Here is a 26,054-nt window from a genome sequence, read left to right as displayed (position 1 = left end):
CAGAAAATTGTCTGGAGCCGAACTCGATGGATATCCTCTTAGCCAATCCGCGGGGTTTTTGTGCCGGTGTCAATCGTGCCATCCAAATTGTCGAACGGGCATTGGAGCTGTTCGGCGCCCCGATCTACGTGCGTCACGAGGTGGTGCACAACCGCCATGTGGTGGATGACCTGCGCAACCGTGGGGCGGTTTTCGTCGAAGAGCTCGACGAGATTCCCGACGGCGCAACGGTCATCTTCAGTGCCCACGGCGTCCCCCTGGCCGTGCGGCAGCGGGCGGAAGAGCGGGGCTTGACGGTTTTCGATGCTACCTGCCCCCTAGTGACCAAGGTGCATATGGAGGTCAAGAAATACAGTCGGGAGGGCATGGAGATGGTATTGATCGGCCACGCTGGCCACCCGGAAGTGGAGGGCACCATGGGCCAGGTCGAATCCGGCATGATGTACTTGGTCTCGGACGTGGCCGATGTACAGCGTCTGCAGCCTCGCAACCCCGAGCGCCTCGCGTATATCACCCAGACCACGTTGAGCATGGATGACACCGCGGAAGTGATCCTTGCTTTGCGAGATCGCTTCCCCGCGATTCAAGGCCCAAAGAAGGATGATATCTGCTATGCCACCCAGAATCGTCAGGATGCGGTAAAAAAACTCGTGCCCGAGGTCGACATCCTGTTGGTGGTCGGGGCACCCAACAGCTCCAACTCCAGTCGCCTTGCCGAACTGGGGCAACGCCTCGGCACCGCCACGCATCTGATTGAAGATGCCAGCCAGCTGCGCCAGGAGTGGTTTGCCGGCAACCCGAGTATTGGCATCAGCGCCGGGGCCTCGGCGCCCGAATCCTTGGTGCAGGACATCATCAACACGCTGGCCTCCTGGGGTGCACAACCACCGCAGGAGCTGCCCGGCGTCGAAGAAAAGGTAACCTTCAGTCTTCCTCTGGCTCTGGCGCAGGCGAAACCCTTGCTGGAGCGCTCGTAATTCCGGCTTCCCCTGCCTCGTGCTGCTGCAAGTCGCGCACTTGCAGCTCCACTGGTTCGAGTAGCGAGAGTTCCCGATCGCCGCTGGTCGCCCCCAGCTCGGGAAATTTGCGCGCGGAGACCAGAACCCTGGTTTCCAAGGACGCAGTAGCCTGGTTGTAGGACTGCACAGCGCTGTGCAGATTTCGTCCAAGCTTAGCCCAATGCCCGGTGAGAGTAAGCAGGCGATCATGCAGCTCCCGGCCCAACGCACTGACGGCCTGGGCATTGGCAGCAACCGCTTCTTGCCGCCAGCCGTAGGCGGCGGCACGCAACAGGGCAATCAGAGTGGTCGGCGTCGCGACGATCACCTTCTGCTCCATCCCATATTCAATCAGGCCAGGATCCGCCTGCAACGCCGCGCTAAAAAAATCCTCGCCAGGCAGGAACAGCACGACAAATTCGGGGCTCCCCGGCAGTTGCTGCCAATAGCCCTTCCTGCCCAACTGTTGCAGATGCGTGCGCAGCTCTGCGGCGTGCTTGTGCAGATGTCCTTGCCGCTCGGCATCGTCGCGCGCCTCGACCGCCTGCAGATAGGCGTTCAGGGGAGCCTTGGCATCGACAACGATCTGTTTGTCACCGGGCAGGCGTACCAACAGATCTGGACGTTGAATCCCTTCCTCGCTGGACATCGATGCCTGTTCGACGAAATCGCAATGGGCAACCATCCCCGCCATCTCCACCACGCGCCGCAACTGCATTTCGCCCCAACGCCCGCGTGCGGCTGGTTGCCGCAGCGCTTTCACCAATGCCGCGGTTTCTTCATGCAGGCGCGGCAGATGGTCTTGCACCAGCCCGCGCAATTGCTCCATGAGGGCACTGTAGGCGGAAGTCCGTACCTGTTCGAGCCCATCCAGGCGCTCGTTCATTTTTCCCAGAGACTCGCGCAGGGGCGCAACAAACTGACCGAAGGCAGTTTGCCGACCCTCCAGATCCTGCCGCGCCTGTTCCTGAAAGCGGGCCAGATTCTCCTGCGCTAGCCGGAGAAAGTCCTCGTTATTGCGGCGCAGGGCAGCGCCGGAAAGGGCAGCAAAGGACTCGCGCAGGCGCTCTTCGGCCTGGCTGAGCAATTGCTGTTTTTCCTCGGCTTGCCGACGTTCCTGAAGCAGACGTTCCTGCAGTTCGGCCAGGCGCGCGTTTTGTCGGGTGACTTCCTCCTGCAGCCGCGCCTGCTCGGCGCGCAGTGGCGGCAGTTGCGAGAGACTCGCCTCAGCAGAGGCCAGGGCAATCCGGCTTTCCTGTAGCTGAAGGGAGAGCGTTCGGACTTCTTCGCGCGTCTGTCGCAGCGCATTTTCCGCCTGCAACTGGATTTCCTGCTGCCCGACTAGCCGCTGCTCTGCCTCACTGAGCTTAGATTGAAAGAGCCGCTTCTCGCCTCGCCACCAGAACCAAAACGAGAGCACCCCGAGCAAGACGCCGATGCCAAAGGCAGCGACGATCCATGCCGGGGCAGACACGGGCTACCGATCCCCTCAGGAGCTCAACTGCGACGTGCAGTTGGGACAACGACTGGCCGCCAGGGGTATGGCCGTTGCACAAAACGGACAGTCTTTGGTCGTGACCGGGGCAGCCGGTTTCGGATAGAGACGATTAATGCTATGAACCAAGAGAAAAATCACGAAGGCGATGATCAGGAAGCTAATAATGGACATGATGAATAGACCATAGTTCCAGGTCACCGCACCGGCCTTTTCGGCGGCCACAAGGGTGAGGTATGGTCCTGGCGTCTTGCCCTCGTGCAGCACAAGAAAGAGGTTGCTGAAGTCCACTTTTCCCAGCACCAAGCCGATCGGCGGCATCACGATGTTTTTCACCAGCGAAGTGACAATGGCGGAAAAGGCACTACCCACGACAAAGGCTACGGCAAGGTCGATGACATTACCGCGCTGCAAGAACGTTTTGAAATCCTTGAAAAACTGACTCATCTTTCCCCCCTTGTTTCTGTTGGACTGCTACCTGAGTTTAGCAAGCTAGCAGCGGGCAAAACAGGGGGAAAGTCTCGTTCCTGCTCTAGTCATGGGAGCCAGATTGTGCTGCACAAAAGCGGTTGACCGCGGCTTTTTGCGCCTGCATCGACGATTGATCGGCCTCCTGCAGGCAAGCTTGGATATTGCCACGGCAATTTTGTGCCCAGGCCTGCGTCTGTTGAAAGAAACTCCCCGCTGCCTGGGCCGGCTCGGCGTACGGGTGTCCGGCGAACAGACGTTGCAGCGCAGAGTAGTATTCGCCTTTTGCCCCTGCCCAGTTGGCAACGGCATCCCAACAGGCCCCTTGCTGTTCCGGCGATGCATGGACACAGCCAATGGCGTCACGACGGACGAGATCAAGGGAACGTTGCCAAGAGGAACAAAATTGCTTCTCGGCAGCCCTCCGCTGCGTCGCCACCGCTGCGAGCCTCTCCTGAGCCAACTGCGCTGCCTGATCGGCCTGCGACGCACGGGACTGCGCCAACGCTGTGTAGTTGGGGCCGGGTGCCGGGATTTGCGCGCAGGCTCCCAACAGGCCTGTAGCAAGAAGAAATAGCGGTACTTGTAATTTGCGCATGAAAGTTCCTCATCCTTTCGTTAGCGCCGCCTTTATAGCATAGTTTTTATGAGCTTGCGTCCTCCACCGGCGAAGAACTGCGATGTCGCGCGAAACGCTGCGAGAATCGCTCCTTGAGCCCCTCGAAGAACACATAGAAAGCCGGCGTCACAAAGAGGGTGAGAAACTGGGACACAATGATGCCACCCGCCACCGCCACCCCTAGCGGCACCCGCGATTCGGCTCCGGCGCCAATGCCAATGGCGATTGGCAGAATTCCCAGCACCGCCGCCAGATTGGTCATCATAATCGGGCGGAAGCGGGTAACGCAGGCATCGACCATTGCCTCCACCGCCGAGGCCCCTTCCCGGCGCCGATGGATGGCAAAATCCACCATGATGATGCCGTTTTTCTTCACCAGCCCCACCAGCATAATGATCCCCACAAAACTGAACAGATCGAGTTCCTGATGAAAAATCCACAGCGCCAGCAAGGCGCCAAAGCCCGCTAGTGGTAGTGCGGTCAGTATGGTCAGTGGATGAATGAAGTCCTCATAGAGGATGGCGAGAATGGCGTAGATCAAAGCGATGGTGGCCAGCAGCAAGAGCGGCAGGGACGAACTGGACTGCTGGAAGGCCTGTGCCGACCCACCGAAATCGCCCTGTACTCCCGCCGGCAAAACTTGGGCGGCCACCTTCTGCACCGCCTGCGTCGCCTGCCCTATGGAGGTTCCCTGCGCCACGTTGAAAGAGACCGTTACGCTGGGGATACCATCGTAGTGGCTGATGCTCAGGGGACCGACCCCGTAGCCGAAGCTCGCCACCGCCGAGAGCGGCACCAGACCAGCGGTACCCGGCAAGGTGATCGCCCCCAAGGCGCCGATGTTCTGCTGAAAACGCCGCGCCAGATCAAGGATGACCTCATACTGATTGGTGGACGCATAGATCGTCCCGACCTGGGTTCCGCCGAAGGCAAAATTGAGCGCCTGTTCGATGGCTTGCGGCGTCACCCCCAAGGCCTGGGCCCGGCGATGCAGCACATGGACGTCAATCTGCGGATTGGCTATCTGCAAGTCGCTGTTGACGGCCTGTAGGCCAGGAACCTTACGCAGGGCCGCCACCAGCTTCGGAACGGCCGCATCGAGTGCATCCTGATCTTCGCTCTGCAAGGTGTACTGGTAGTTGGACTGCGAAGAGACGGGTCCCATCTGGATCGCGGGAGGCAGCATGAAACTGGCCTCCACTCCTGGAAAATGCTGCACCGTGCGCCGCAACTGGGCAATGACGGTCTCGCCGCCGGGCCTGTCCCCCAAGGGCTTGAGACGAATGATGAGACGTCCGGTATTGGACGAGCCGAAGGCGCCCGCCCCTTGGCCGGCACTGGACATCACCGACTCGATAGCGGGATTCTTTCCGACCGCTGCCGCCACCCGCTGCTGCTCGGCCTCCAGCTGGCTGAAGGAAATCCCCTGCGGATATTGCAGATTGCCCATGATCATGCCGCTGTCTTCCCGGGGAATGAAACCTTTGGGAAGCAGAAAGAAAAGTCCGATCATGGCCAACAGGCTCAAACCCGCGCCCAGATAGATCCATCCTCGGTGTTCAAGACTGCTTCGCAGGCTGCGCCCATACCAAGCCCGCAGTCGCGCAAACCAGCGTTCAAAAGCCGACGGGCTGGAGTGTTTGACCTGCAGGTAGCGGGCACAAAGCATGGGGGTGAGGGTCAGCGAGACCAGACCAGAGAGCAGGATCACTACCGCGATGGTCACGCCAAACTCCCGAAACAGGCGGCCGATGATGCCGCCCATGATCAGGAAGGGCAAAAATACTACCGCCAGCGAGATCGTCATCGACAGTACCGTGAAACCGATCTCGGAGCTGCCGGCATAGGCCGCCTGCTCCGGCTCTTCCCCCTGCTCCTCATGGCGGGCAATGTTTTCGAGCATGACCACCGCATCATCCACCACAAAGCCGACGGACAAGGTCAGGGCCAGCAGGGTCAGGGTATTGAGGGAGTAGCCCAAATAGGAAATGACGGCAAAGGTACCGAAGATAGAGGTAGGAATTGCCAGGGCACCGATCAAGGTCGGACTGCCGCGACGCAAGAAGAGCCACAGCACCCCCGCTACCAAGAGGGATGCAAGAAGCAAGGTGTACTCCACTTCCTGCACGGCCGCACGGATGTAATCGGCCTTGTCGTAGATGATTTGCAGCTTGGCGCCGCCGGGCAAGCCGGAAGTAAAACTGGGCAGGCGTTTCTGGATGGCGTCGGAGATGGCCACCGTATCGGCGTTGGGTTGACGGACCACGGCCAAGATCAGGGCCCGCTGGCCACCCAGCCAACTAGCAATCTGGTCATTGTCGACACCATTTTTGACGGTAGCAACGTCGGCCAGCGGCACCACCGCGCCGCCGTTCTGCTGCACGGGCATCTGGCTGAAGGCCTCGGCATCATGCAGCTGGCCATGCACATTGACGGCATAGTTGCGTGCCGTACCGAGCAAGGTACCCTGGGGCAAATTGACATTGTGGCTGGTAATCGCCGAGCTCAGGGCCTGCAGCGATAAACTATTGGCCTGTAGAGAAAAGGGATTGGCGTGGATGCGCACGGCATAATTCTGCTCGCCAAAGATCTCCACCTGCGCCACTCCGGGAATCCCGGAAATTGCCGGCACCACCTTGTCGACCGCGTAGGCATTGAGCTTGTAGATCGGCATATCCGGCGCGGTCAATGCAATGAACTCGACGGGTGCGGCCGACGGGTTCATCTGCTTCACAAAGGGCAGGCTGGGCATGCCCGGCGGGAGAAGGTGCTGCGCTTGGGTAACGGCGTTCTCCACATTCTGGGTGGCGACGTCGATGTTCTGGCTGAGATCGAATTGCAGGATGATGCGCGTCGACCCAAGACTGCTGGTGGAACTCATCGCCGACAATCCGGGGATACTCGAAAACTGCTTCTCCAGCGGCGTTGCCACACTGCTGGCCATGGTCTGCGGACTCGCGCCAGGCAGGCTGGCGGAGACCAGCACCGTCGGAAAATCCACACTCGGCAGCAGGGCCACGGGCAGACTCTGAAAGGCGAAGATACCGTAGATGACCAGCGCCAGACTGAGGATGATGGTCATCACCCTCCGGCGGATGAATAGCGCCGAAATATTCATGCACCACCCCAAGCATGATGGTGACCATGCCCCGTAACCGCCGCAGCCTTCTGGCCCGGCAGGAGGACATGGACACCGGCATAGACTCGGGCGGGCACCGGATCGATGATCTGGGCGTTGGCCGGCAGACCAGAAATCACGGCGGTCTGGCCATCTTCCCAGAGTACCTGCACCGGGGTTGCCTCAACGACACCCTTGGGCGCCTGATAGACGAAATTGCCGTTAGTCCCCTGCTGCACCGCCGCCACTGGCAGGGTCATGGCCTGTGCGACCCGCTGCACCGGTAGCTGGACCTCCACATACTCCCCGGGCCAAAGAGCCGCACTGGCATTGTCCGCCTGTGCCTGCACGCTGACCGTCGCAGAGGTCGAGGCGACGCTATTGTCGATGACCTGCAGCGTGGCAGTAGCCAGGGTCTTGCCCTGCTTTTCATCCTGGATGAGCAGCTTCCAGGCCTGATCCTTCGCGTTGCGCGCCGCCCCCAGCAGACTCTGGGGAATCTGGAAATTGATACCAATGGGGCTGATCTGGTTGATGCTGGCCAGTTGTGTCTGATTCGCCACCACCAGATTGCCAGGCTTGACCAATGCCATGCCGATGCGACCGCTGATCGGCGCGGTGATGCGCGTATACCCCAGGGTGATCGCTGCCTGCTGCACGGCCGCCGCATCGGCGGCCACCTGCGCCTGACTCGCCTGCGCCTGGGATACCGCCTGCGCAAAGCTTTGCTTGGTGATGAAATCCTTCTCGACCAGGGGGCGATCCTGTTCTACCAGGGTCTGGTTGTAGCGCGCCGTGGCCTGGGCCGCAGCGAGGTTGGCCCGCGCTTGTGCCAGGGTAGCGGCCGCCTGGGCTGGGTTGATGGTGAACAGCGTCTGACCTTTCTGCACCATCCCTCCTTGGATAAAGGACAGGCTGGCGAGCTGGCCCGAGGTCTGCGGGATGATGGTTACCGTCTGCAGAGGCGTTACCGTGCCCAGAAAACTCTGGTAATGGACCATGTCCTGCAGCTTGGGCTGGACCAGTGTCACCCGCACGGGCGGCGGCCCGCCTCGCTCGGTCTTCTGACAACCGGTCAGGACGAGAGGCAAAAACAGGATCAGGGTAGCGGCGCCCCAGCGCTGTGCTTTCACGGTTGTGTTGCTCCTACGGGCATGCCCACGGCCTGACTCAACTGTGCCAGCGCCACGTAGCTGTTGACGAGATTTGCGATGAGGGTATAGCGGGACTGCGCCAGGGTGGATTCGGCCTGCAGTACATCCTGAATGGTCGCCTGTCCCACCTTGTATTGCGCCAGGACCACTTCGAGGGCCTTGCGCGCGTTGGCAAGGCTGCTGGACGCACCCGGATAGGCCGCCAGATCGCCCTGAAAGCCATGGTAGTCCTGCCAGATGCTTGCCATGGTGCTGTTGCGCGTTGCCGCCAGGGTATCCGCATCCTGCCGCGCCGTGGCCTCGGCTTCGCGCACGGCATAATGGTTATTGAAGCCGGTGAAGAGCGGGACGGTCAGGGTCAGGCCCACACTCCAGGTATCGCCCGGCTGAAAACCGCCCTGAAACTGATAGCCGTAGGAACCCGTCACCCCCAGGCTGGGCAGGCCCTGGGCCTGGGCCGAGCGCACGTTGGCCAGGGCGACGGCCACCTGGGCACGCGCCTGCTGCAGAGCAGGGTTTGCCGTTTCCGCCGCATGCATCAAGTCCTCTACGCCACTACTGAGGGTACTGGGGGGAGCGCTATCTGGCCCCAGCGGGCTGATGCGGATGACGCTACTGGCCGGTAAGCCCAAACTACTGGCCAGGGTACCCTCCGCACTGCGCACGGTCTGCTCCTGCGCCGCGTACGTAGACTGCGCGGTAGCCAGGGACGCGCGCGCCTGATAGAGGTCGCCAATGGTGGCCTGCCCCGCCTGATGCAAAACCTCGGCAGCCTCCAGGGCCTTCTGGTTTTCCGCCACCGTCTTGGCGTCTGCCGCCAGCAGGGCCTGGTCCCCCAGAAGCTGGTAATAGGCCTGGGTCACCGTAAAGATTACCGTCTGCAGGGTCTGATTCTGCGTATATCCGGCCACCCACTCCTGCGCACGGGCAGCATCGGTCTTGGCCGCGCGCAGACCGAAGTCCCAAAGGGTATAGCTCAAACTCAGGCTGGGCATGGCGATGTTGCGAGCCGGCACGCTGAAACCGGCCGTCGACACTGCCTGGCGACGCGAGGCACTGGTACTGAGAGTGACGGAGGGTAGCCAGGCACTCTCCGCCATCCCCAGGGCGGCCGCTTGGGCGCGCAGCGCTTCCCAGGCAGCAGCGGTTTGCGGATTGTGGGCGAGGGCCCAGGCCGTCAGCTCCGGGAGGGTCCAGGTCCGATCCGCCAACGCTGCTGGCCAGTCTTGGGAGCTTGGCAGGGCAGGAAGTTGCTGCGCCACCCCTGTCCAGGCCTGTCCAGGGTGCTGCGGCAAGCCACTGTCGGTGTAGAAAGGATCGTCAAAGACCACGCCAATTCCCGCCTGCGCGGCCCCACTCAGCAAAAAGAGGCCGGAGAATATCCACTGCCAACGCATCGCCATGTCATCTCTAGCTGAAAATTTGCCATAGTATCGACGATATCGGCTGGCAACGCAGCTATCCTGCCCCGCGTAAATTGTGTACGTCTGTAACGATGTACGTTGATTTTTGTAAGAATTTTTCACTGGCTTCGAGAGCGGCTGCACGCGTAGGCTGATCACCGAGCGATAGAGCTCGTTTTTCGGAGGTACCCGGTTATGCGCAAAATCACCTTTTCACTCCTTACCCTATCGGCTTTGGCATTGGCCCCGATGGCCAGCATGGCGGCAGACATGCCACCGCCAGCCCATGGCCCCATGCAGCGCCCGATGCACGGTGGCCCTCGCGCCGAGTGGATGAAAAATGCCCCGGTCCCCATGCTCATGCCCATCGTCTGGCGTCACGCCATCGAACTCAAACTGACCCCACAGCAGGAATCGCAATTGGAGACCTGGCGCAAGGACCAGAAGGCGCAGTGGGAGACGCAACGGCAAGCCATGGAGAGTCATAACCACGCGCTGCAGACCGCCCTCCTGCGCGGCGAGACGGGCAGCGCCCTGAAACCCCTGGAAAACGCCGTGCTGGCCGACCATCAGGCCATGCTGCAACGTGGCATCGCCCAGGTCGCCTTTGTCCATAAGTTGCTGAACGCCGAACAATGGCAGAAAGTAACGACAATCTATGCGAAGATGGAAAAAGGTCCGAAGTGGGGAGGGTGGCACAAACCGTGAGTAGCAATGCCCGCATCTTGTTGGTGGATGACGACGCCAAGCTGCGCGCCATTCTGACGCGATACCTGGAGTCGCAGGGCTACACGGTGCACGGCGCCGCTTCGGCGGCGCAAATGGACCGTTTGCTGGAGCGGGAGCGCTACGATCTCCTGCTCCTCGATGTGATGATGCCCGGCGAGGACGGCTTTCAGATTTGTGAACGTTTACGCCAGCAGGAATCTATCTTGCCGATCATCATGCTCACCGCCCGGGGCGATCTCGATGATCGCATCCAGGGCCTGTCCATCGGCGCCGATGATTACGTCGCCAAGCCCTTTGAGCCGGCAGAATTGCTGGCGCGAATCGGCGCGGTGCTGCGCCGCAGTCAGGACAGCGGCACGGTCGAGCCCAGCCCCGGCGCCATCGATTTTGGTCCCTTTCATCTCGCCCTCGATTATCGCCGCCTGTACCGGGGCAAACAGGAAATCACCATCACCGAAACCGAGTTTGCCCTGCTTCGCGCCCTCGCCGAGCATCCCTGGCAAACCCTGTCACGAGACAAACTCCTAGGCATGATCCATGGCCATAGTGAGGACATCCCGGGCCCCCGCGGCATCGATGTCTTTGTCTCCCGCCTGCGCCGGCTGATCGAAGATGACTCGAGCAAACCCCGCTATCTGCAGACGGTCTGGGGGCGTGGCTATGTCTTTGTTCCCGACGCGGGGAGCCCGGACAAACCCGCGTGAAATTCTGGCGTCTCTGGTCCGATACCCTCTTCGGACGGATTTTTTTGCTGATTGGCGCACTGCTGCTAGCCAGTCAGTTTGCGGTCTACTGGTACTTCACCATCTATCTGGGCAATCCCCAGGCGCGTCATCTGGCGCAAAATTGGGCGCAGATACTGACCCTGAGCAGCGCCCTGGATGTCGGGGAGGCGGAATGGCTGGCCCCGCGCCTCGCCAAGATCGGCATTGCCTTCTTTCCCGTAGACGAGATGAGCGGCCATACACCGCGTAATCCCATCCTGCGCAACGCTGAGCACCTGCTGCACGGAATGGGATGGCCCGATGCCCAGGTGCAGGTCGACAATAGGCATCATCTGCTGTGGATTGATCCCGATTCCCACAGCCATGTCGCCGTTGCCATGCCCATTCCCAAACCCCCGCCAGGACCGTCACCACAGTGGTTCAAGCTCAGCGCCATCCTCCTGCTGTCGTTGCTGGGTGCCTACCTCATCGTGCATCAGATTACCGGTCCTTTGCGCCGTCTGGTGCAAGGTCTCAACGCCAGTCGTGGTCGCGAGGGGCCGGTGGTATTGCCGGTAGAGGGACCGGCGGATATCAAGCATCTGGCAGGCGAACTGAACAGCGCCCTGCGCGAACGCCATGAACTGGCGGAAGAGCGCGAGATGGTTCTGCTCGGCGTTTCTCACGATCTGCGCACGCCCTTGACGCGGATGCGCATGCTCGCCGAGTTTCTCCCCAAGGAGGCGGCAGATCTGCAGAAGGATCTGGTCGACAATTTGTGGGAGATGGACGAAATCCTACATCAATTTCTCGATTACGCCCGTAGTGGACGCGAGGAACTGGCCGAAGAGATCAATCTGATCGCTTTCCTGCGTCATTTTGTCAAATCGCAAGGTGACGATGTGCTTCTGCAGGAGCCGGAATCCGAAAGCCTCTATCTCTCTATCACCCCGGTGGCGCTGCGCCGCGTCCTGCAGAACCTGGTGGAAAATGCCCGCCGCCACGGGCGGCCCCCTGTCGAGATCCGCGTCGCGCAGGAGGCGGGTTCCGCAGGTATTGAGGTCCGCGATCACGGCAACGGCATCTCGGCGGAAAACCTGACGCAGCTTGGCAAGCCTTTCGCGCTGGCCGGGCGGGGCGGCGGCACGGGACTGGGCATCGCCATCGTGCAGCGCATCCTGCAACGTCTCGGGGGTAGCATCGAGTTCCACAATGCCACCGAGGGCGGCTTACGGGTGCGCCTAACCTTGCCTTTGCGCTGAGGCTGCCTGCCGCGGACAGAGTTTGCGCAACTCCTGCAGCTCCTTGGGATCGAGTTTTTGCCAAGCAATGTTTCCGCAGCGGCCTTCAATCGCTCCCTCGATGGTACCCTGCTGGGAGATGCCGGGAGCGACGACAAAATCCGGTACCGAAACCGTGCTACCGGTAGGGCTTACCGACTGCAGTGCCGTCGCTGAACTGGCGCTGCTGGCGACGGGCGCGACCCCAGAGCCGGCCGGATGCAGCCACAGAAAGAAAAATCCCACCAAGACGATGATGGCGAGAATCACGATGACCACCGCCATCCACGATGCCTTGCTGTTTGCGTCCGTGCTCATCTACACCCCCGTGCTTCTCTTCAGGATAGTCTTTCCAGACTCACGATACCCAGTGCTAACCATTTAGTGCCGGAACTGAACTGAATCTGTACCCGTCCCTGGCGTCCGCCGGCCTCATAATCCAGTACCGTCCCCTCACCAAACACCGGATGACGGATACGACCACCCAACGGGTAGGGACAATCGCTGCGGCCGCTGCTCGCAGCCGCTAGAGCGGGCGCCAGCGGCCGACTGATGCGCGCGCGCGGGCGCAGCTCCTCGATTTCTTCTGCCGGCAGCTCGCGCAAGAAGCGCGACGCCAACGCCAAACGCTCCGAGCCATGCAAGCGCCGGCTTTCGGCATGACAGAGAACGAGCTGCTGCATGGCGCGGGTCATACCCACATAGCAGAGACGCCGCTCCTCGGCCAGCCCGGCCGGGTCTTCCAAACTGCGTTGATGCGGAAAGAGCCCTTCCTCCAGCCCAACTAAAAAGACCTGGGCAAATTCCAGCCCCTTGGCACTGTGCAGGCTCATCAGTTGCACTGCATCCTCCCAGGCCTCGGCACCGCCTTCCCCCGCCTCGAGGGCAGCATGGGTGAGAAATTCGCTGAGCAGATCGCCGGGTACGGGACTCAGTTCGCGTAAGCCTTCCGAGCCATCCTGGAGGGCAAAACTGCGCGCCGCATTGATCAGCTCCTCCAGGTTTTCCAGGCGTCCTTCACCACGATCGCCATCCCGCGCATGCCAATCGCGCAGGGGAACCTGCTCCAGGACCAGACGCACCTGCTCATCTAGCTCCTGGTGGGTGCAGGCTCCCGCCAAGCGATCGATGAGGGTGAGAAAGACATTGAGCTTGGGCTGCGCCAGCTCCCCGGCGGCTTGCCAGAGCGAAATGCCGCGCTCGCGCGCGAGCGTGCGCAGGCGTTCGAGGGTGACCGCGCCAATCCCGCGCGCCGGCACATTGACCACCCGCTCGAAGGCGGCATCGTCGTGGCGTTGCAATACCAGACGCAAATAGGCGAGGACGTCCTTGACCTCGGCGCGCTCGAAAAAGCGCAGGCCACCATAGACTCGATAAGGCACGCCGGCACGCAGGAGATGTTCCTCAAAGGGCCGCGACTGGGCGTTGGAGCGGTAGAGGATGGCGCAGTCCTCGCGTTTGCCGCCCGCCACCACCCACTGCTCGATGCGACCGACCACAAAGCGGGCCTCATCCTCTTCGTTGTAGGCGCGATAGAGTTGCACCGGGCTGCCTTCGCTGCGCTCCGTCCACAGGGTCTTGCCGAGGCGGTCGTGATTCTGCGCGATGACGGCATTGGCCGCTGCCAGAATGGGCGCCGTGGAACGGTAATTCTGTTCCAGACGGATCAGCCGGGCACCGGGAAAATCGCCCTGGAAGCGGAAGAGATTTTCGACTTCGGCACCACGCCAGGCATAGATCGACTGGTCATCGTCGCCCACCACGAAGAGGTTCTGATGCCCCTCCGCCAGCCGCCGCAGCCACTGGTACTGCACGGCATTGGTGTCCTGAAACTCATCGACCAGAATCTGTTGAAACCGCTCCTGATACTGGGCAAGAAGGGGAGCATCATTCCACAGGCGCAGTGCATAGAGCAGCAGATCGGCAAAGTCGAGGGCGCCGGCGCGCTCGCGCAGCAACTCGTAGCGCTGATAGATCTCCAGTAGCTGCGGCGGCACCGAGCGCTCGCCGGCAAGTTCCTGCGGCCCGAGGCCGCCGTCCTTCCAGCGGCTGATACGCCCAGCGATCTGCCGCGCCGGCCAGTGCTTCTCGTCCAGCTGTAGCTCCCGCACGGCACGCCGCACCAAACGCTGGCTATCGTCCGCGTCGAGGACGACAAACTGCTCCGGCAAATCGACCAGCTCGTGGTGCATCCGCAGCAGGCGATGCGCGATGCCATGAAAGGTTCCCATCCACAAGCCACGCAGATCCATGTCGAGCATGGCCGCGAGGCGCTCGCGCATGGCCCGCGCCGCCTTGTTGGTAAAGGTCACGGCGAGGATCTGCCCCGGATGCAGGCCCCCTTCCAACAAATAGGCGATACGACTGGTGAGTACACGCGTTTTCCCCGAACCAGCGCCCGCCAGAACCAGCGCCGGCCCTGGTGCCAGCAGCACCGCCTCCCGCTGCCGCTCGTTTAGTTCCATACCTGCCTTACCGTACCGGTGACTTGAAAAAACACCTCTGCGCCCCCACAGTCGCATCAGGTTCATCAGATGCCATCGCGGCATGATACGGGGGGTTCCCTTGGAATACAAAGACTACTACCAAATCCTGGGGGTAGCGCGTGACGCCGACGCCGACGCGATCAAATCCGCGTATCGGAAGATGGCGCGCAAATATCACCCGGACGTGAGCAAGGAGGCCAATGCGGAAGACCGCTTCAAGGATTTGCAAGAGGCCTACGAGGTACTGAAGGATCCGGAAAAGCGCCGCACCTACGATCAACTGGGCAGCAATTGGCAAGCTGGGCAGGATTTTCGCCCGCCGCCCGGCTGGGAGCATTTTGCCGGTGGCTTTGGGGGTGCTGGCGGCCCCAATGTGGGCGGCTTCAGCGACTTCTTCGAGGAGCTCTTTGCCCAGCGGGGTCGACGCAGCCCACACGGTGGCGCACCCTTTCGCATGCGTGGGGAAGACAGTGAGGCGGAGATCCAGATTCCCCTGGAGGACGTCTTCCATGGTGCCAAGCGAGAGATTTCGCTGGAGGTGCCCGTACTCGGCCCGGACGGACGCATGCACCGCGAGCGCCGTCAGCTCAGCGTCAAGATTCCCGCCGGTATCGCTGAGGGACAGCGCCTGCGGATTGCCGGGCAGGGACAGCCCGGCCAAGGGGGCGGTCCCCATGGTGACCTCTACCTGCGGGTGCGTTACGCAGCCCATCCGCGATTTCGTGCCGAGGGAAAGGATCTATACCACGACCTTCCTATCAGTCCGTGGGAGGCGGTACTCGGTGCCTCGGTTTCCGTACCGACGCTGGACGGGCAGTTACGGGTGAAGGTCCCGGCTGGCAGCAGCAGCGGGCAGAAGCTACGAATCGGGGGCAAGGGATTACCAGACAGCAAGGGTGCCAAGGTCGGCGACCTCTATGCGATTTTGCAGATTGTTGTCCCCAAAGAAGTCAGTGCAGCAGAGAAGGAGCTATGGGAAAAGCTCGCGGCAGAAAGTCGTTTTCAGCCGCGGAATGACTGACACTCAGGAGCGAGCAAAAAGAACCGCTTGATTGCGCCCGAGCCGTTTGGCCTCGAAGAGCGCATGGTCGGCTGCTTGCAGCAGATCCTTTGCAGAAGCCATCTGTGCATTCCGGCTAGCGGCCCCGATACTGACCGAGACATCTGGTTGCAGGTCAGTCCAGGTATCTGCCGCAGCCAGTTGCGAGCAAATGCGGCGTGCCAACACTTGGACACCCTGCGCGTCGGTGTCTGGACAAATGATCAGGAACTCATCGCCCCCCACCCGACAGGGAATATCCTGGTGGCGAGCAAAGGCGTCGAGAATACTGGAGACCCTTTGCAACACTTCGTCGCCCACGTCGTGGCCGTGGGTGTCGTTGATCAGCTTGAAGTTATCCAGATCAAGAAGCATCAGGGCAAGATTTTTATCGTGGCGTTCTGCGATCGACCACTCTTGTGCCAGCCTCTCGTCGGCATAGCGACGATTGCGCAGGTGGGTCAGCGGGTCGGTAAGTGCCGCTTGTCGCAGATCCCGATTGACATCCGCCAAAGATCCGGTGAATTTGCGCATGCGCTCCTGCCGATGCAGATACTTTTGCCTTGCCTCCCGGCGACGCTGGGCCAATTGCAGGTGTTTTCGCAGATTTTCGGGGAACGAGGGCCTGGGCTCGTAGGCATCGATGCCGAGGCGAAACAGCTCACTTTCACTCTGCGCATCCAGCTTGTCGCCAACGAGCAAGATGTACGGTCCGAGGACCGGGTCCAGGCCGCGTAAATTGGTCGTGATCCACTCCCTGGCATTTTGCTGGTAGGCGACAACCAGCAAATCCAGATTCACAGTATCACTGACATCCGCCATCCGTGGCGACAGCCCAAAACGCGAGAAGATTTCCCTGCACTCCTCGGGTACCGCACTGTCCATAGTCAGGTAAGCGACCCGCAGTGCGAGAGAGTCACTCGCTGGAGTTCGCTCTCGATCCATCAGGAGCTCCCAGTCCAGCGGCTCTGCAAGCAACGACGCCGCCTCTTGCAACAGGCCCTGCCATTGCGGCCAAACCAAAAGGAGGCGGGAGACTTGTTCGCGGACGCGCACGGAGTCCAGGTCAAGCTTGATCATCTCCTCGGCCATTTGCGCTGCGCTAGCGGATCGGCGTGGGTTATCACGCAGACAGAATTCTGCCATGCCAGCCCCAAAACGAAGCAGCCGCGCCAGAAACAGCGCCCGACCCGCGTCTGGAAAGGAGCTCAACTCCTCCGGCGACGCTTGATGAAATATGGCTTCCACGAAAACCATCGGCAATCCCCACTCCTCTACCAGCAGGGAAGATAATTCATCATGATCAATGCCATACTGCTGACGTTCCATTTGCAGCAGCGCATTACCTTCGGATGGTGACACCGTGCCACGCAATTCTACATAATTCTCGGAGAACAGGCTCACCAAGGCCAGTTCGCCGACATTGGCCAAGAGCGCCACAACAAATATTTCGTCTGAATTGACCTGACCAAGTTGCTCAGACAGTGCTTGTACGGCGAGCGCCGACAGCAGCGAAACGGTCCAGAATTTGGCGTAATCGAATCCGCTCACCCGCGGAGTGGTCGACTGAATGAGCGCCAAGGCCAAGATGAGACGTTTGATTTGCGCCTGTCCGAGCACCAGAATTGCGTCCGAGACTGCCACTATGGGCCGTGAGCGCGTGCGAATAGAGACATTCGCGAGCTGTAACAGCCGTGCGTTCGTCGCCGGATCGGATTGCAGCACCCGGACCAGTTCGCGGTTATCGACTTCCTCTTGCTCCAGGAGACGTAACGCTTCCAGATACACCCCTTTCGGTGAGGGAAGTTTACCACCCTGACGATACTGGGATAGCCAATCAATATTCCTCGTTGCCACTGTTTTCCCCAGCTCGTCCTGCGACATTCTCAGTCTCGTATACTAGACTATTTTTTGCAAAATGCCGTCCCCATTAAATCGATTTGACCATGGCTCTCGCTGTGCCCCATCGCCACGGGTGCCGGCACGGCTCGCTCCGCTGCCAAGAAGACTGGGGCAATGGGCTGCACAGGCACGCCACTCTGGATACTCACCCGCTCCACCCCAGACCAAGACAGGCCCAAGGCCGTGCAGGCATTGCGGGCGTCCTCTACAAAGCGATGCAACACCGTAGTGCTGGCCTGCCGCTGTGCGGTGGCAATGGCCGAAGCCGCGGCCTCTGAATGCAGAGAGCGCAACTGCAGACGGGACTGCAGCGTGGCCAGAACCGGCAGCAGCACTTTGGGGTCGGCGCGTAGCGACAGATCCCCTGCCACCTGCCAGTCTTTGTCGCTCTGGCGGTTACTGCTGTACCCTGCAAGCTGCCAGCGGATCTGCGGATAGGCAGCCAGTTGCTGTTCTGCCCAGCGCAGATCTTCGTTTACCACACTGGCGGCACTGCTCGCCTGCGGTTTTTCCGCAGTGGCCTGGAGTTGCGCCACCAGTTCACTGTTGGGGACCGTATATTTCTGCGCAAGCCGCAATTCCACCTGTGGCAGGGAATTCTGAGTATCTGCCGAGGCGGTCGGAGCGATACAGCAGGCCAGCACCGCCAAACTGCTACGCAGTTTTTTCATGGTTTTCTCCATGGCCTAGTTTCCGAGGCAGTATAGTTCATGTCATAGCCTATTGCTCTTGGGGGGCGGCCGCTCAGGGAAAGGGGTCGACTCTTCAAGGTAGAAAGGATAATTGTACGAGGAGTGGAAATGTTCCATGATTTTTCAGAGCTCGGCATATTTCCTATTCCCTTAGCAGAGGAGGTGATCCATTGAAAACCCAACCGTCCGGCAGCAAACCTATCCATGATCCCATCCTACTGCGCACCTATACCGAGTTTTTGTGGCACCAGGCCAGATATACTCTGGCCGGAATAACCTTCCTGATTCTCTCTCTCGGTATGGGAATCGCTGGATATCACATCTTTTGCAAACTGGACTGGCTCAACAGCCTGCTGAATGCCAGCATGATATTGAGCGGTATGGGGCCCGTTTCATCGCTCCACGGCGGTGCGGCAAAGCTCTTTGCCAGCGCATTCGCACTATATTCTGGCATTGTGTATCTTGCGGTATCGGCAATATTGCTTTATCCCTTGGTGCTGCGCATGCTCAAAATCCTGCATCTCCAGGCTTTACACACGCCCCAATAGGCTTGTCGCTACTACCTCCGCACAGCCGGAAAATATCTTCCGGGGGACCATTGCTGCGCTTTATCGCATTACGACAAAGGTGCATCATCCTCTGCCGGAGGACGCCGCACTATCGCTGACAGGCATCCCCACCAGGTGTTTTTGCGTATCCCATCACCCAAAGGAGGCACCACATGTGTGTTCGAAAGATTTTTTCCATCCTTCTCGGCTCCGCGCTGACCCTCATTGCCGTCAATGGCGAGGCCTGTACCCGGGTGGTCTACCACGGTGAGGATGGCCTGACCATTACCGGTCGCACCATGGACTGGAAAGATCCCATGAACACTCGCTTATGGCTTTTCCCCGCGGGTCTGAAGGAAAACGGTGGGGCGGGCAAGAATGCAGCGGCATGGACTTCGCGCTACGGCAGCGTCGTTGTCACTTCGCTCAACGCCGCCGTGTCCGATGGAATGAACCAAAAAGGCTTGGTAGCCAACATGCTGTGGCTGAATTCCAGCAAGTACCCCGATCACTGCGGGGCCGACGAAAAACGTCTCGCGATCAGTGCCTGGGCACAGTATTTTCTCGACAACTTCGCGACGGTGCGGGACGTCCTTCACTCTCTAAAGACGCATCCCGTTTGTCTGATTTCGGCACCCATCCCCGGCACGGATCGCTTTACCACTCTGCACCTGTCGCTGTCGGATAGCAGCGGCAACAGTGCCATCCTGGAGTACATCGACGGCAACTTGGTGATCCACGAAGGCCGGCAGTATCAGGTACTGACCAATGATCCGGAATATTCGCAGCAACTCGCCGTTGCGAGATATTGGGAAGGGATTGGCGGCACCCGCTTCCTGCCCGGCAGCAATCAGGCTCCAGATCGCTTCGCGCGGGCGAGCTTCTACATTCACGCCATCCCCAATACCGCCAGCAACCGGGTCGGGGTAGCCCAGGTGTTCAGCGTGCTCAACAACATCTCCGTACCCATGGGTATCTCCACTCCGGGGCACCCCAATATCTCCACCACCCGCTGGCGGGTCGTGGCCGATCAAAAGGACCTGAAATACTATTTCAACTCGACCTCCTCCATGGATCTGTTCTGGGTTGACCTCAATAAGGCCGACCTGAAGCCCGGCGCCCCAGTGCGGATGCTGCCCATGGGCCAAGGGGAGACTTACAATGGTGACGTGGTTGACAAATTTGTGCCCAGCAAGCCCTTCCAGTTTGCCCCGGTGCCGCCGGAGGTCTTGGCAGCGTACCGCTGACGCAGCAATTTTTACTGACAAGGAAGCGCCCATGAAGATTTCTGCCAGGTTGTTTTTCCTGTTGCTTCCCGTGACGTTAGCGGGTTGCGCCGCTGCGGCGCCGTCTCGTCAGGACAGCCATCCCCAGCCCCCGGATAAGAGCACGGCAAAAACCTCCCTCGACTGGTCCGGCAGTTATGCAGGAAATCTGCCCTGCGCCGACTGTGCGGGCATCCGCATGACCATCAGTCTGCGCAACGATGATCATTATCTGTTGACGCGCCAATATGCCAGCAACAAGGCGGAAGGCATCTTCCGCAGTCAAGGCAGCTTTCATTGGCTGCCGGGAGCTTCGGAAATCGAGCTGTCCTCTGCGGATGGGTCCGGAGAAAGGTTTCAGGTCGTGGAGAATGCGCTGGTACCGCTTACCGGCGAAGGCAAGGCGCTAGAGCTGGGAGGCAAGCGCTGGGTACTGCACAAGGTCAGCAGCCAGGACTCCGCGCAGGCGCTCTACGCCAGTTACCGCTGGCAGCTGAGCAAGCTTCCGGGCTACCAGACCGTCGCCACGGCCAACGGCAAGAAGCCCTATCTGGTCTTCGATCCCGCGGAACGCTCGGTATCCGGCTGGGATGGCTGCAATCGCATTGCCGGACGGGTCGCCCTCGGCGCGGAGAATACCCTACGTTTTCCCGCCCTGGTATCGACGCGCATGGCCTGTTTAGGCAGCAATGCAGGACTGGAGACGGCTTTTTCCACCGCGCTGAACGCAACACGCTCATTCACCTGGCATGGCAATCTGCTCGATCTGCAAGGGGAAAACGGAAAACGACTCGCCCAGTTCACCGAGCTTGCCGAGCCGGAATCTTCAGGCCACTAAGACTTTGCTTTTCCCACAGAAAGCGCATCCTGCCACTTGCCATATTCCTACCGCAGATCGGGGTTTCCGTCCAGCAAGTTCAGCTGGCGGGCGCCGCGGCTCGACGCCTGTATTTGGACGAGACCGCTCACTGTGATTCCTAGTAGGCGCACGGACGCGCCCTGGGGAACAGCCTGATCCAGTAGTTCTGGTAGCCAGGCGATGATGGTTTCCGTATTCGTGATGACCTCGGTCGCCGTATGCGCCCGAGTGACCGTGGTAAAGTCGTGAAAACGTGCTTTGACGTTCACCGTGTAACCCACCAAGGCGAGTGCGTGGAGACGGGCAGCAACCTGCCCGGCCATCTGCTGTAAGGTAGCCAGCATGGTCCTTCGGTCCTCCAGATTTACTGAGAAGGTCCGCTCCGTCCCCACCGACTTCCGTTGGCGAGTCGGCTGCACGGGTCGTCTATCGATCCCTCGCGCCACTTCATAAAACCAAGCTCCAGCCTTACCGAAAACCGCAATCAACTGCTCTTGCGCCATCTTCCGCAAATCCGAGATGGTCTCGACACCTATAGCGGATAGTTTTTTTACCGTGGCTGGGCCCACGCCATGCAGTTTGCCAACGGGTAGCGGTGCCAGGAAGTCGAGCCCGCGTTCAGGCGGAATAACGAACAACCCGTGCGGCTTCCGCCAGTCGGAGGCCAACTTGGCCAGCAACTTGTTGTAAGAGACCCCTGCCGAAGCGGTCAACCCGGTTTCTCGATGAATTCGGTCCAGAACCTCACGAGCGATCTCGACCGCCAGGGTGCCACCGGCGGTAGCAGCGGTCACGTCCAGAAAGGCTTCATCCAACGACAGGGGCTCCACCAGGGCTGTGTAGCTGCGCAGGATTCCCATGACCTGTCGGGAAGCCTCTCGATAGGCCTCCATACGGGGGCGGACAAATATCGCCTGGGGGCAGAGTGACCGTGCCCGCGCCGCCGACATGGCAGAATGAATCCCAAAACGTCGGGCCTCGTAGCTGCAGGTGGCAACGACTCCCCGCCCTTTGGGATCGCCACCAACGACGACGGGCAGACCGCAAAGCTCCGGCTTGTCGCGTTGTTCTACGGCCGCAAAGAAGGCATCCATGTCCACATGGATGATCTTGCGGAGATCAGGGTTACTCTCTGGCACCAGTTCTGGCAATCGATGACCTCCTCGTCTGCCCAGTGTACCAGAGGGCGCCCGACGACAGGCGATGAAGGCTCAGGCTCGGTGTGGACGCCAGTCGAGCCGGTAAAGACAGCGCTGGCACCAGAAAGCCGGCCTTGCCTGCCTCCGCTATATACGACAAGCATCCGGATCACGCGACCAAATTGCGGGTCTTGTTGACCGCCTTGGATGCAGCAGAACCTTGGGAACAGATGAAAGCACCCGGATAGCATCAATGCAGGCATGGCGCTCCGCCTGGAGGCTGCTTTGGGGATAGAGGCAGGGTTCTGGCTACGTATGCAAATGGCGTCCGATAAGTGGTGGACACACACATATACTTGACCGATGAGCGCTACTTCATTAGTATGCATTGATTTCCTAAACAGATTTTTCAATAGGAACATGTAACATCTTATTGTTCTCATCCGAATAGTCACTCGGAACTCCCTTAATCTGCTGTTTCTAGATGATGTCGTCGATATGGCGGCCGCACACAGAATACGCACTCTCTAACTGGAGAAGGCTTTCATGCGCGAGACATACTCATTTTCCGAAGTAAAAAACAACGTACTGAGTGGGTTGCTAATTTCTCTGGCCCTAGTACCCGAAGCTATCGCCTTTTCTCTTGTAGCTCATGTACCTCTGATTTCTGGTTTGTACGGTGCCTTTTTTATGGTGCTGATTACTTCGGTGTTGGGTGGCAGACCCGGTATGGTTTCCGCTTTCAGCGGTGCCACTGCCGTAGTAATGACAGCACTTATGCTGAAATATGGGATTGATTATGTCTTCGCTGCGGTAGTGCTGATGGGCATCATTCAGATCATTTTTTCTCTGGCCAAACTTAGTAAGTATGTGCGCATCATTCCTCGACAAGTAAACCTTGGATTTATCAATGGCTTGGCTGTGGTAATCTTTCTGGCCCAACTCGATCACTTCAAGGTGCCCGTTCCATCGGGAGGAGAACAGTGGATGCATGGATCCCAGCTGTACATCATGCTGGGTTTGGTTGCCCTGACCATGGCAGTCATCTATCTCTTGCCACTTTTGACCAAAGCGATTCCTGCGACGCTGAGCGGGGCCGTGGTCACCACCCTGGCAGTGATCTTCTTCCATATCCCCACCACGACCGTGGGAGATATCGCTCACTTGGCTGGCAATTTACCAACCTTCCACATCCCCGATGTGCCCTTCTCCTGGCATACCCTATACATTGTCGCACCGTACTCGTTCATTCTCGCAGCCAATGCGTTGGTAGAGACCTTGCTGACCCTAAATCTCATTGACGAAATGACGGATAGTCGCGGCCAGCCCAACAAAGAATCGATGGCCCAGGGATTGGGTAACTTGGTCAGTGGATTTTTTGGTGCCACGGGTGGTTGCGCCCTACTCGGGGAAAGCATCATCAACGTCACCAACAATGCTCTGAAAAGACTGTCGGGAATTACGACCGCTATTGCTCTTATGGCCATCATCCTCTTTGCTTCACACTGGATCGAACAAGTACCCATTGCTGCTCTTGTAGGTATCATGTTTGTAGTAGTGGAGAAAACCTTTGAGTGGAGTAGCCTACGATTTTTTGGAAAATTACCTGCTGCTGACGTTGCCATCGGTATTTTGGTCGCAGCAATTACCATATTTGTCAACATTACTCTAGCGGTTCTAACCGGAGTTATCTTGTCGGCATTGCTCTTTGCTTGGGAACACGCGAAACACATGAGCATAAAAACACGAGATGATGAGCAGGGCAGAAGAATCTATGAAGTAGATGGCACTTTGTTTTTTGCTTCAGCCCACCAGTTTTCCGAACTGTTCAACCCGAAGGAAGATCCAGAGAACGTTATAATCGACTTCAAAAATGCACGCATCATCGACCACTCTGCCATACAGGCCATCGATTCCCTAGCGGAGCGCTATAAACGGCGTGGAAAAATGGTGCAATTACGGCATCTCTGCAAAGATTGCATGGATCTTTTGACTAATGCCAAAGATTTATGCATCTTCGATATTGATGATCCGCGCTATCACGTAGCCGACGACAAAATCAGCTAGCATTATCGAAATGCATACCATAATGCCATCGTATATTTAAGGGCATAGTTACTGAGTAATGGCCGATGTGCGTCGCATGCGCCAGCCTGCCAGTTTTTATCGATCTCGAAGCCACCTATTCTATCTAGAGGATATTGCGACTCGCGCCATCCCGGATGATGAAAGAGATAGGATTTTCTTACAGATCGGCTTGATGAGCGACCGCTTCCGCTGCAAAGCAGTCGCTCGTCTCGGATACCGGTAGTTACTCGACAGTCACGGCCTTTGCCAGGTTGCGCGGGCGGTCGACGTCGGTACCCTTCACTAGGGCGGCGTGGTAGGCGAGAAGCTGCACCGGAATGGCATGGAGGACGGGTGACAGCAGCCCGGCGTGGCGGGGAAGGCGAATCACATGCACCCCCTCTCCGCCTTCATAGTGGCTATCGAGATCGGTAAAGACGTAGAGCTGCCCACCACGGGCGTGGACCTCTTGCATGTTGGCAGCGACCTTCTCGAAGAGCTGATCGTTGGCGGCAATCACCACCACGGGCATCTGACGATCGACCAGCGCCAGGGGCCCATGCTTCAACTCGCCGGCAGGGTAAGCCTCGGCATGGATGTAGGAAATCTCCTTGAGCTTCAGCGCTCCCTCCAGGGCAATGGGATAGTGCAGTCCCCTGCCGAGGAATAGGGCATGTTCCTTGTCCGCAAAGCGATTCGCCCAGAGCTGGATTTGTGGTTCCAGATTGAGGGCCTGCTGCAGGCTGCCCGGCAGTTGCCGCAAGGCCTCGCGATGCGCCTGCAATGCGATCGCATCTACCTGGCCACGCAGCACGCCGAGACTGAGGGCGAGCAGGTAGAGAGCAACAAGCTGAGTGGTAAAGGCCTTGGTAGAGGCCACACCGATTTCTGGTCCGGCGCGAGTGAGAAAACGCAGGGCCGACGCCCGCGGGATGGCACTCTCCGCGACGTTGCAGATCGACAGGGTGTGCAGATGCCCCAAGGCCTGCGCGTGCCGTAGCGCCTCGTAGGTATCCAGGGTCTCACCGGACTGCGACAGGGTAACGATGAGCTGGCGCGGATCGGGAATGCTCTCGCGGTAGCGGTACTCGTGTCCAAGTTCTGCCGCTGCCGGAATGCCGGCAATGGATTCGATCCATTGACGCCCCACCAGACTTGCATAATGACTGGTTCCCGAGGCCAGCAACAGGACACGATCGACTTCTTGCAGTCGCTCCGTCGCCCCCTTTCCCCACAACTGGTCGATGGAAAAACCCCCATCCAGCGCCGCTTCCAGGGTGTCAGCGACGGCGCGCGGCTGCTCGTAGATTTCCTTCTGCATGAAGTGGCGGTACGGTCCGAGGTCGATGGCTGCCGAGCTCAACTGGCTCCAATGCTCTTCCCGCTGTACCAGCACTCCCTCGACATCCTGCAGAGATGACGCATTCTGCTGGAGCCGGGCAAAATCGCCATCTTCGAGATAGATCACCCGCCGTGTCACCGGCAACAGTGCCGCCACATCTGAGGCAAAAAAGTGTCCCTGCGCCGCGATGCCCAACAAGAGGGGACAACCCTTGCGATGCAGTATCAGCTCCTGCGGATCGCGCCGACTGAGCACGGCGAAGGCGTAGGCACCCTGTAACTCACGACTGGCCGCCTGTACCGCCGCAAGGAGGGTAGGAAGCTGCTGACGATACCAGTGCACCAGATGGGCGATGACTTCGGTATCGGTCTCGGAAGTAAAGCGGTAGCCCAGGGACTGCAGACGACTGCGTAAGTTCTGATAATTTTCGATGATGCCATTGTGGACTACGGCAATCTCGTCATGGGAGATCAGCGGATGGGCATTGTGCTCAGCAATCCCGCCATGGGTCGCCCAACGGGTGTGGCCGATGCCGATCGTGGCTCGGAACTCTTCCTTGGTTTGCAACGCCGCCAGCTCCGCGACACGCCCGACGCTGCGCCGCCGCTGCAACTCACCCTGCGCGTCGACAAAGGCCAGGCCGGCCGAGTCGTAGCCACGGTACTCCAGACGCCGTAAGCCCTCGAGAATGACTGGGACCACATCGTCTGCCGCAATTCCACCAACAATTCCACACATTGCTCCGGT

At 59.5% G+C, this 26,054-nt stretch carries 21 protein-coding genes; 9 read left to right on the top strand and 12 right to left on the bottom strand.

Annotated elements, in window-relative coordinates:
• Nucleotides 1-26: 26 nt before the first annotated feature.
• Nucleotides 27-977, top strand: coding sequence for a 4-hydroxy-3-methylbut-2-enyl diphosphate reductase (gene ispH / locus ACQAYK_RS00390; RefSeq protein ID WP_483167707.1), 951 nt, complete (start codon nt 27-29; stop codon nt 975-977).
• On the opposite strand, the gene ACQAYK_RS00385 is transcribed toward ispH, so the two are convergent.
• The 6 genes from ACQAYK_RS00385 to ACQAYK_RS00360 form a co-directional block, all read right to left on the bottom strand.
• Nucleotides 925-2,472: a DNA recombination protein RmuC gene (locus ACQAYK_RS00385; RefSeq protein WP_483167706.1), complete on the bottom strand. Its 1,548-nt coding sequence runs from the start codon at nt 2,470-2,472 to the stop codon at nt 925-927. The genes ispH and ACQAYK_RS00385 overlap by 53 nt on opposite strands.
• Before the next feature lie 15 nt (nt 2,473-2,487).
• Nucleotides 2,488-2,940, bottom strand: a complete 453-nt coding sequence (gene mscL / locus ACQAYK_RS00380; protein WP_483167705.1) for a large conductance mechanosensitive channel protein MscL — start codon at nt 2,938-2,940, stop codon at nt 2,488-2,490.
• 85 nt (nt 2,941-3,025) lie between these two features.
• Nucleotides 3,026-3,559, bottom strand: a complete 534-nt coding sequence (locus tag ACQAYK_RS00375) for a hypothetical protein (protein WP_483167704.1) — start codon at nt 3,557-3,559, stop codon at nt 3,026-3,028.
• Between the two features lie 46 nt (nt 3,560-3,605).
• Nucleotides 3,606-6,698: an efflux RND transporter permease subunit gene (locus ACQAYK_RS00370; RefSeq protein ID WP_483167703.1), complete on the bottom strand. Its 3,093-nt coding sequence runs from the start codon at nt 6,696-6,698 to the stop codon at nt 3,606-3,608.
• Entirely contained in the window at nt 6,695-7,831 is a 1,137-nt protein-coding gene (locus tag ACQAYK_RS00365; RefSeq protein WP_483167702.1) for an efflux RND transporter periplasmic adaptor subunit, read from the bottom strand. The genes ACQAYK_RS00370 and ACQAYK_RS00365 overlap by 4 nt, the downstream gene beginning before the upstream one ends.
• Nucleotides 7,828-9,255: a TolC family protein gene (locus tag ACQAYK_RS00360; protein ID WP_483167701.1), complete on the bottom strand. Its 1,428-nt coding sequence runs from the start codon at nt 9,253-9,255 to the stop codon at nt 7,828-7,830. The genes ACQAYK_RS00365 and ACQAYK_RS00360 overlap by 4 nt, the downstream gene beginning before the upstream one ends.
• Nucleotides 9,256-9,450: 195 nt before the next feature.
• Here ACQAYK_RS00360 and ACQAYK_RS00355 point away from each other — a divergent pair, with 195 nt between their 5' ends.
• From ACQAYK_RS00355 to ACQAYK_RS00345, 3 genes are read left to right on the top strand one after another with little or no spacing between them, the layout of a single operon-like run.
• Nucleotides 9,451-9,963 (top strand): hypothetical protein, encoded by a 513-nt coding sequence (locus ACQAYK_RS00355; RefSeq protein WP_483167700.1) that lies wholly within the window; start codon nt 9,451-9,453, stop codon nt 9,961-9,963.
• Entirely contained in the window at nt 9,960-10,688 is a 729-nt protein-coding gene (locus tag ACQAYK_RS00350) for a response regulator (protein ID WP_255789921.1), read from the top strand. Before ACQAYK_RS00355 ends, ACQAYK_RS00350 begins: the two co-directional genes overlap by 4 nt.
• On the top strand, nt 10,685-11,950 hold the full coding sequence (locus ACQAYK_RS00345; protein ID WP_483167699.1) for an ATP-binding protein: 1,266 nt from the start codon (nt 10,685-10,687) through the stop codon (nt 11,948-11,950). The genes ACQAYK_RS00350 and ACQAYK_RS00345 overlap by 4 nt, the downstream gene beginning before the upstream one ends.
• On the opposite strand, the gene ACQAYK_RS00340 is transcribed toward ACQAYK_RS00345, so the two are convergent.
• Both ACQAYK_RS00340 and ACQAYK_RS00335 read right to left on the bottom strand, forming a co-directional pair.
• Nucleotides 11,930-12,286: a hypothetical protein gene (locus ACQAYK_RS00340; protein ID WP_483167698.1), complete on the bottom strand. Its 357-nt coding sequence runs from the start codon at nt 12,284-12,286 to the stop codon at nt 11,930-11,932. The genes ACQAYK_RS00345 and ACQAYK_RS00340 overlap by 21 nt on opposite strands.
• A gap of 20 nt (nt 12,287-12,306) precedes the next feature.
• Nucleotides 12,307-14,433 carry a UvrD-helicase domain-containing protein gene (locus ACQAYK_RS00335; RefSeq protein ID WP_483167697.1) on the bottom strand — a complete coding sequence of 709 codons (2,127 nt, stop codon included), beginning with the start codon at nt 14,431-14,433 and terminating at the stop codon, nt 12,307-12,309.
• Between the two features lie 100 nt (nt 14,434-14,533).
• Between ACQAYK_RS00335 and ACQAYK_RS00330 the strand changes: the two genes are divergently transcribed.
• A complete protein-coding gene (locus ACQAYK_RS00330; protein ID WP_483167696.1) occupies nt 14,534-15,475 on the top strand; it encodes a DnaJ C-terminal domain-containing protein in 942 nt (313 codons plus the stop codon).
• A 3-nt stretch (nt 15,476-15,478) separates the two neighbouring features.
• On the opposite strand, the gene ACQAYK_RS00325 is transcribed toward ACQAYK_RS00330, so the two are convergent.
• Both ACQAYK_RS00325 and ACQAYK_RS00320 read right to left on the bottom strand, forming a co-directional pair.
• Nucleotides 15,479-17,377, bottom strand: coding sequence for a sensor domain-containing diguanylate cyclase (locus ACQAYK_RS00325; protein WP_483167695.1), 1,899 nt, complete (start codon nt 17,375-17,377; stop codon nt 15,479-15,481).
• A 20-nt stretch (nt 17,378-17,397) separates the two neighbouring features.
• Nucleotides 17,398-18,066 carry an SIMPL domain-containing protein gene (locus ACQAYK_RS00320; RefSeq protein WP_215872367.1) on the bottom strand — a complete coding sequence of 223 codons (669 nt, stop codon included), beginning with the start codon at nt 18,064-18,066 and terminating at the stop codon, nt 17,398-17,400.
• 191 nt (nt 18,067-18,257) lie between these two features.
• On the opposite strand from ACQAYK_RS00320, the gene ACQAYK_RS00315 reads away from it, so the two are divergent.
• The 3 genes from ACQAYK_RS00315 (at nt 18,258) to ACQAYK_RS00305 (ending at nt 20,738) form a co-directional block, all read left to right on the top strand.
• The gene (locus ACQAYK_RS00315) at nt 18,258-18,635 is read left to right on the top strand and encodes a hypothetical protein (protein WP_483167694.1); all 378 of its coding nucleotides are present in this window, start codon (nt 18,258-18,260) and stop codon (nt 18,633-18,635) included.
• 173 nt (nt 18,636-18,808) lie between these two features.
• Nucleotides 18,809-19,882, top strand: a complete 1,074-nt coding sequence (locus ACQAYK_RS00310; protein WP_215872365.1) for a linear amide C-N hydrolase — start codon at nt 18,809-18,811, stop codon at nt 19,880-19,882.
• Nucleotides 19,883-19,913: 31 nt separating this feature from the next.
• Nucleotides 19,914-20,738: a copper resistance protein NlpE N-terminal domain-containing protein gene (locus tag ACQAYK_RS00305; RefSeq protein ID WP_215872364.1), complete on the top strand. Its 825-nt coding sequence runs from the start codon at nt 19,914-19,916 to the stop codon at nt 20,736-20,738.
• A gap of 47 nt (nt 20,739-20,785) precedes the next feature.
• Here ACQAYK_RS00305 and dinB read toward each other — a convergent pair whose 3' ends face one another.
• Nucleotides 20,786-21,910, bottom strand: a complete 1,125-nt coding sequence (dinB, locus tag ACQAYK_RS00300; RefSeq protein ID WP_483167693.1) for a DNA polymerase IV — start codon at nt 21,908-21,910, stop codon at nt 20,786-20,788.
• A 534-nt stretch (nt 21,911-22,444) separates the two neighbouring features.
• Here dinB and ACQAYK_RS00295 point away from each other — a divergent pair.
• A complete protein-coding gene (locus ACQAYK_RS00295) occupies nt 22,445-23,965 on the top strand; it encodes a SulP family inorganic anion transporter (RefSeq protein WP_483167692.1) in 1,521 nt (506 codons plus the stop codon).
• Between the two features lie 244 nt (nt 23,966-24,209).
• On the opposite strand, the gene glmS is transcribed toward ACQAYK_RS00295, so the two are convergent.
• Entirely contained in the window at nt 24,210-26,045 is a 1,836-nt protein-coding gene (glmS, locus tag ACQAYK_RS00290; RefSeq protein WP_483167691.1) for a glutamine--fructose-6-phosphate transaminase (isomerizing), read from the bottom strand.
• Between the last annotated feature and the right edge of the window lie 9 nt (nt 26,046-26,054).

The organism is Acidithiobacillus sp. AC3 (genome assembly GCF_050261095.1).
Lineage (GTDB): Bacteria > Pseudomonadota > Gammaproteobacteria > Acidithiobacillales > Acidithiobacillaceae > Igneacidithiobacillus > Igneacidithiobacillus copahuensis.
This window is presented reverse-complemented; position numbering and strand designations above follow the sequence as displayed.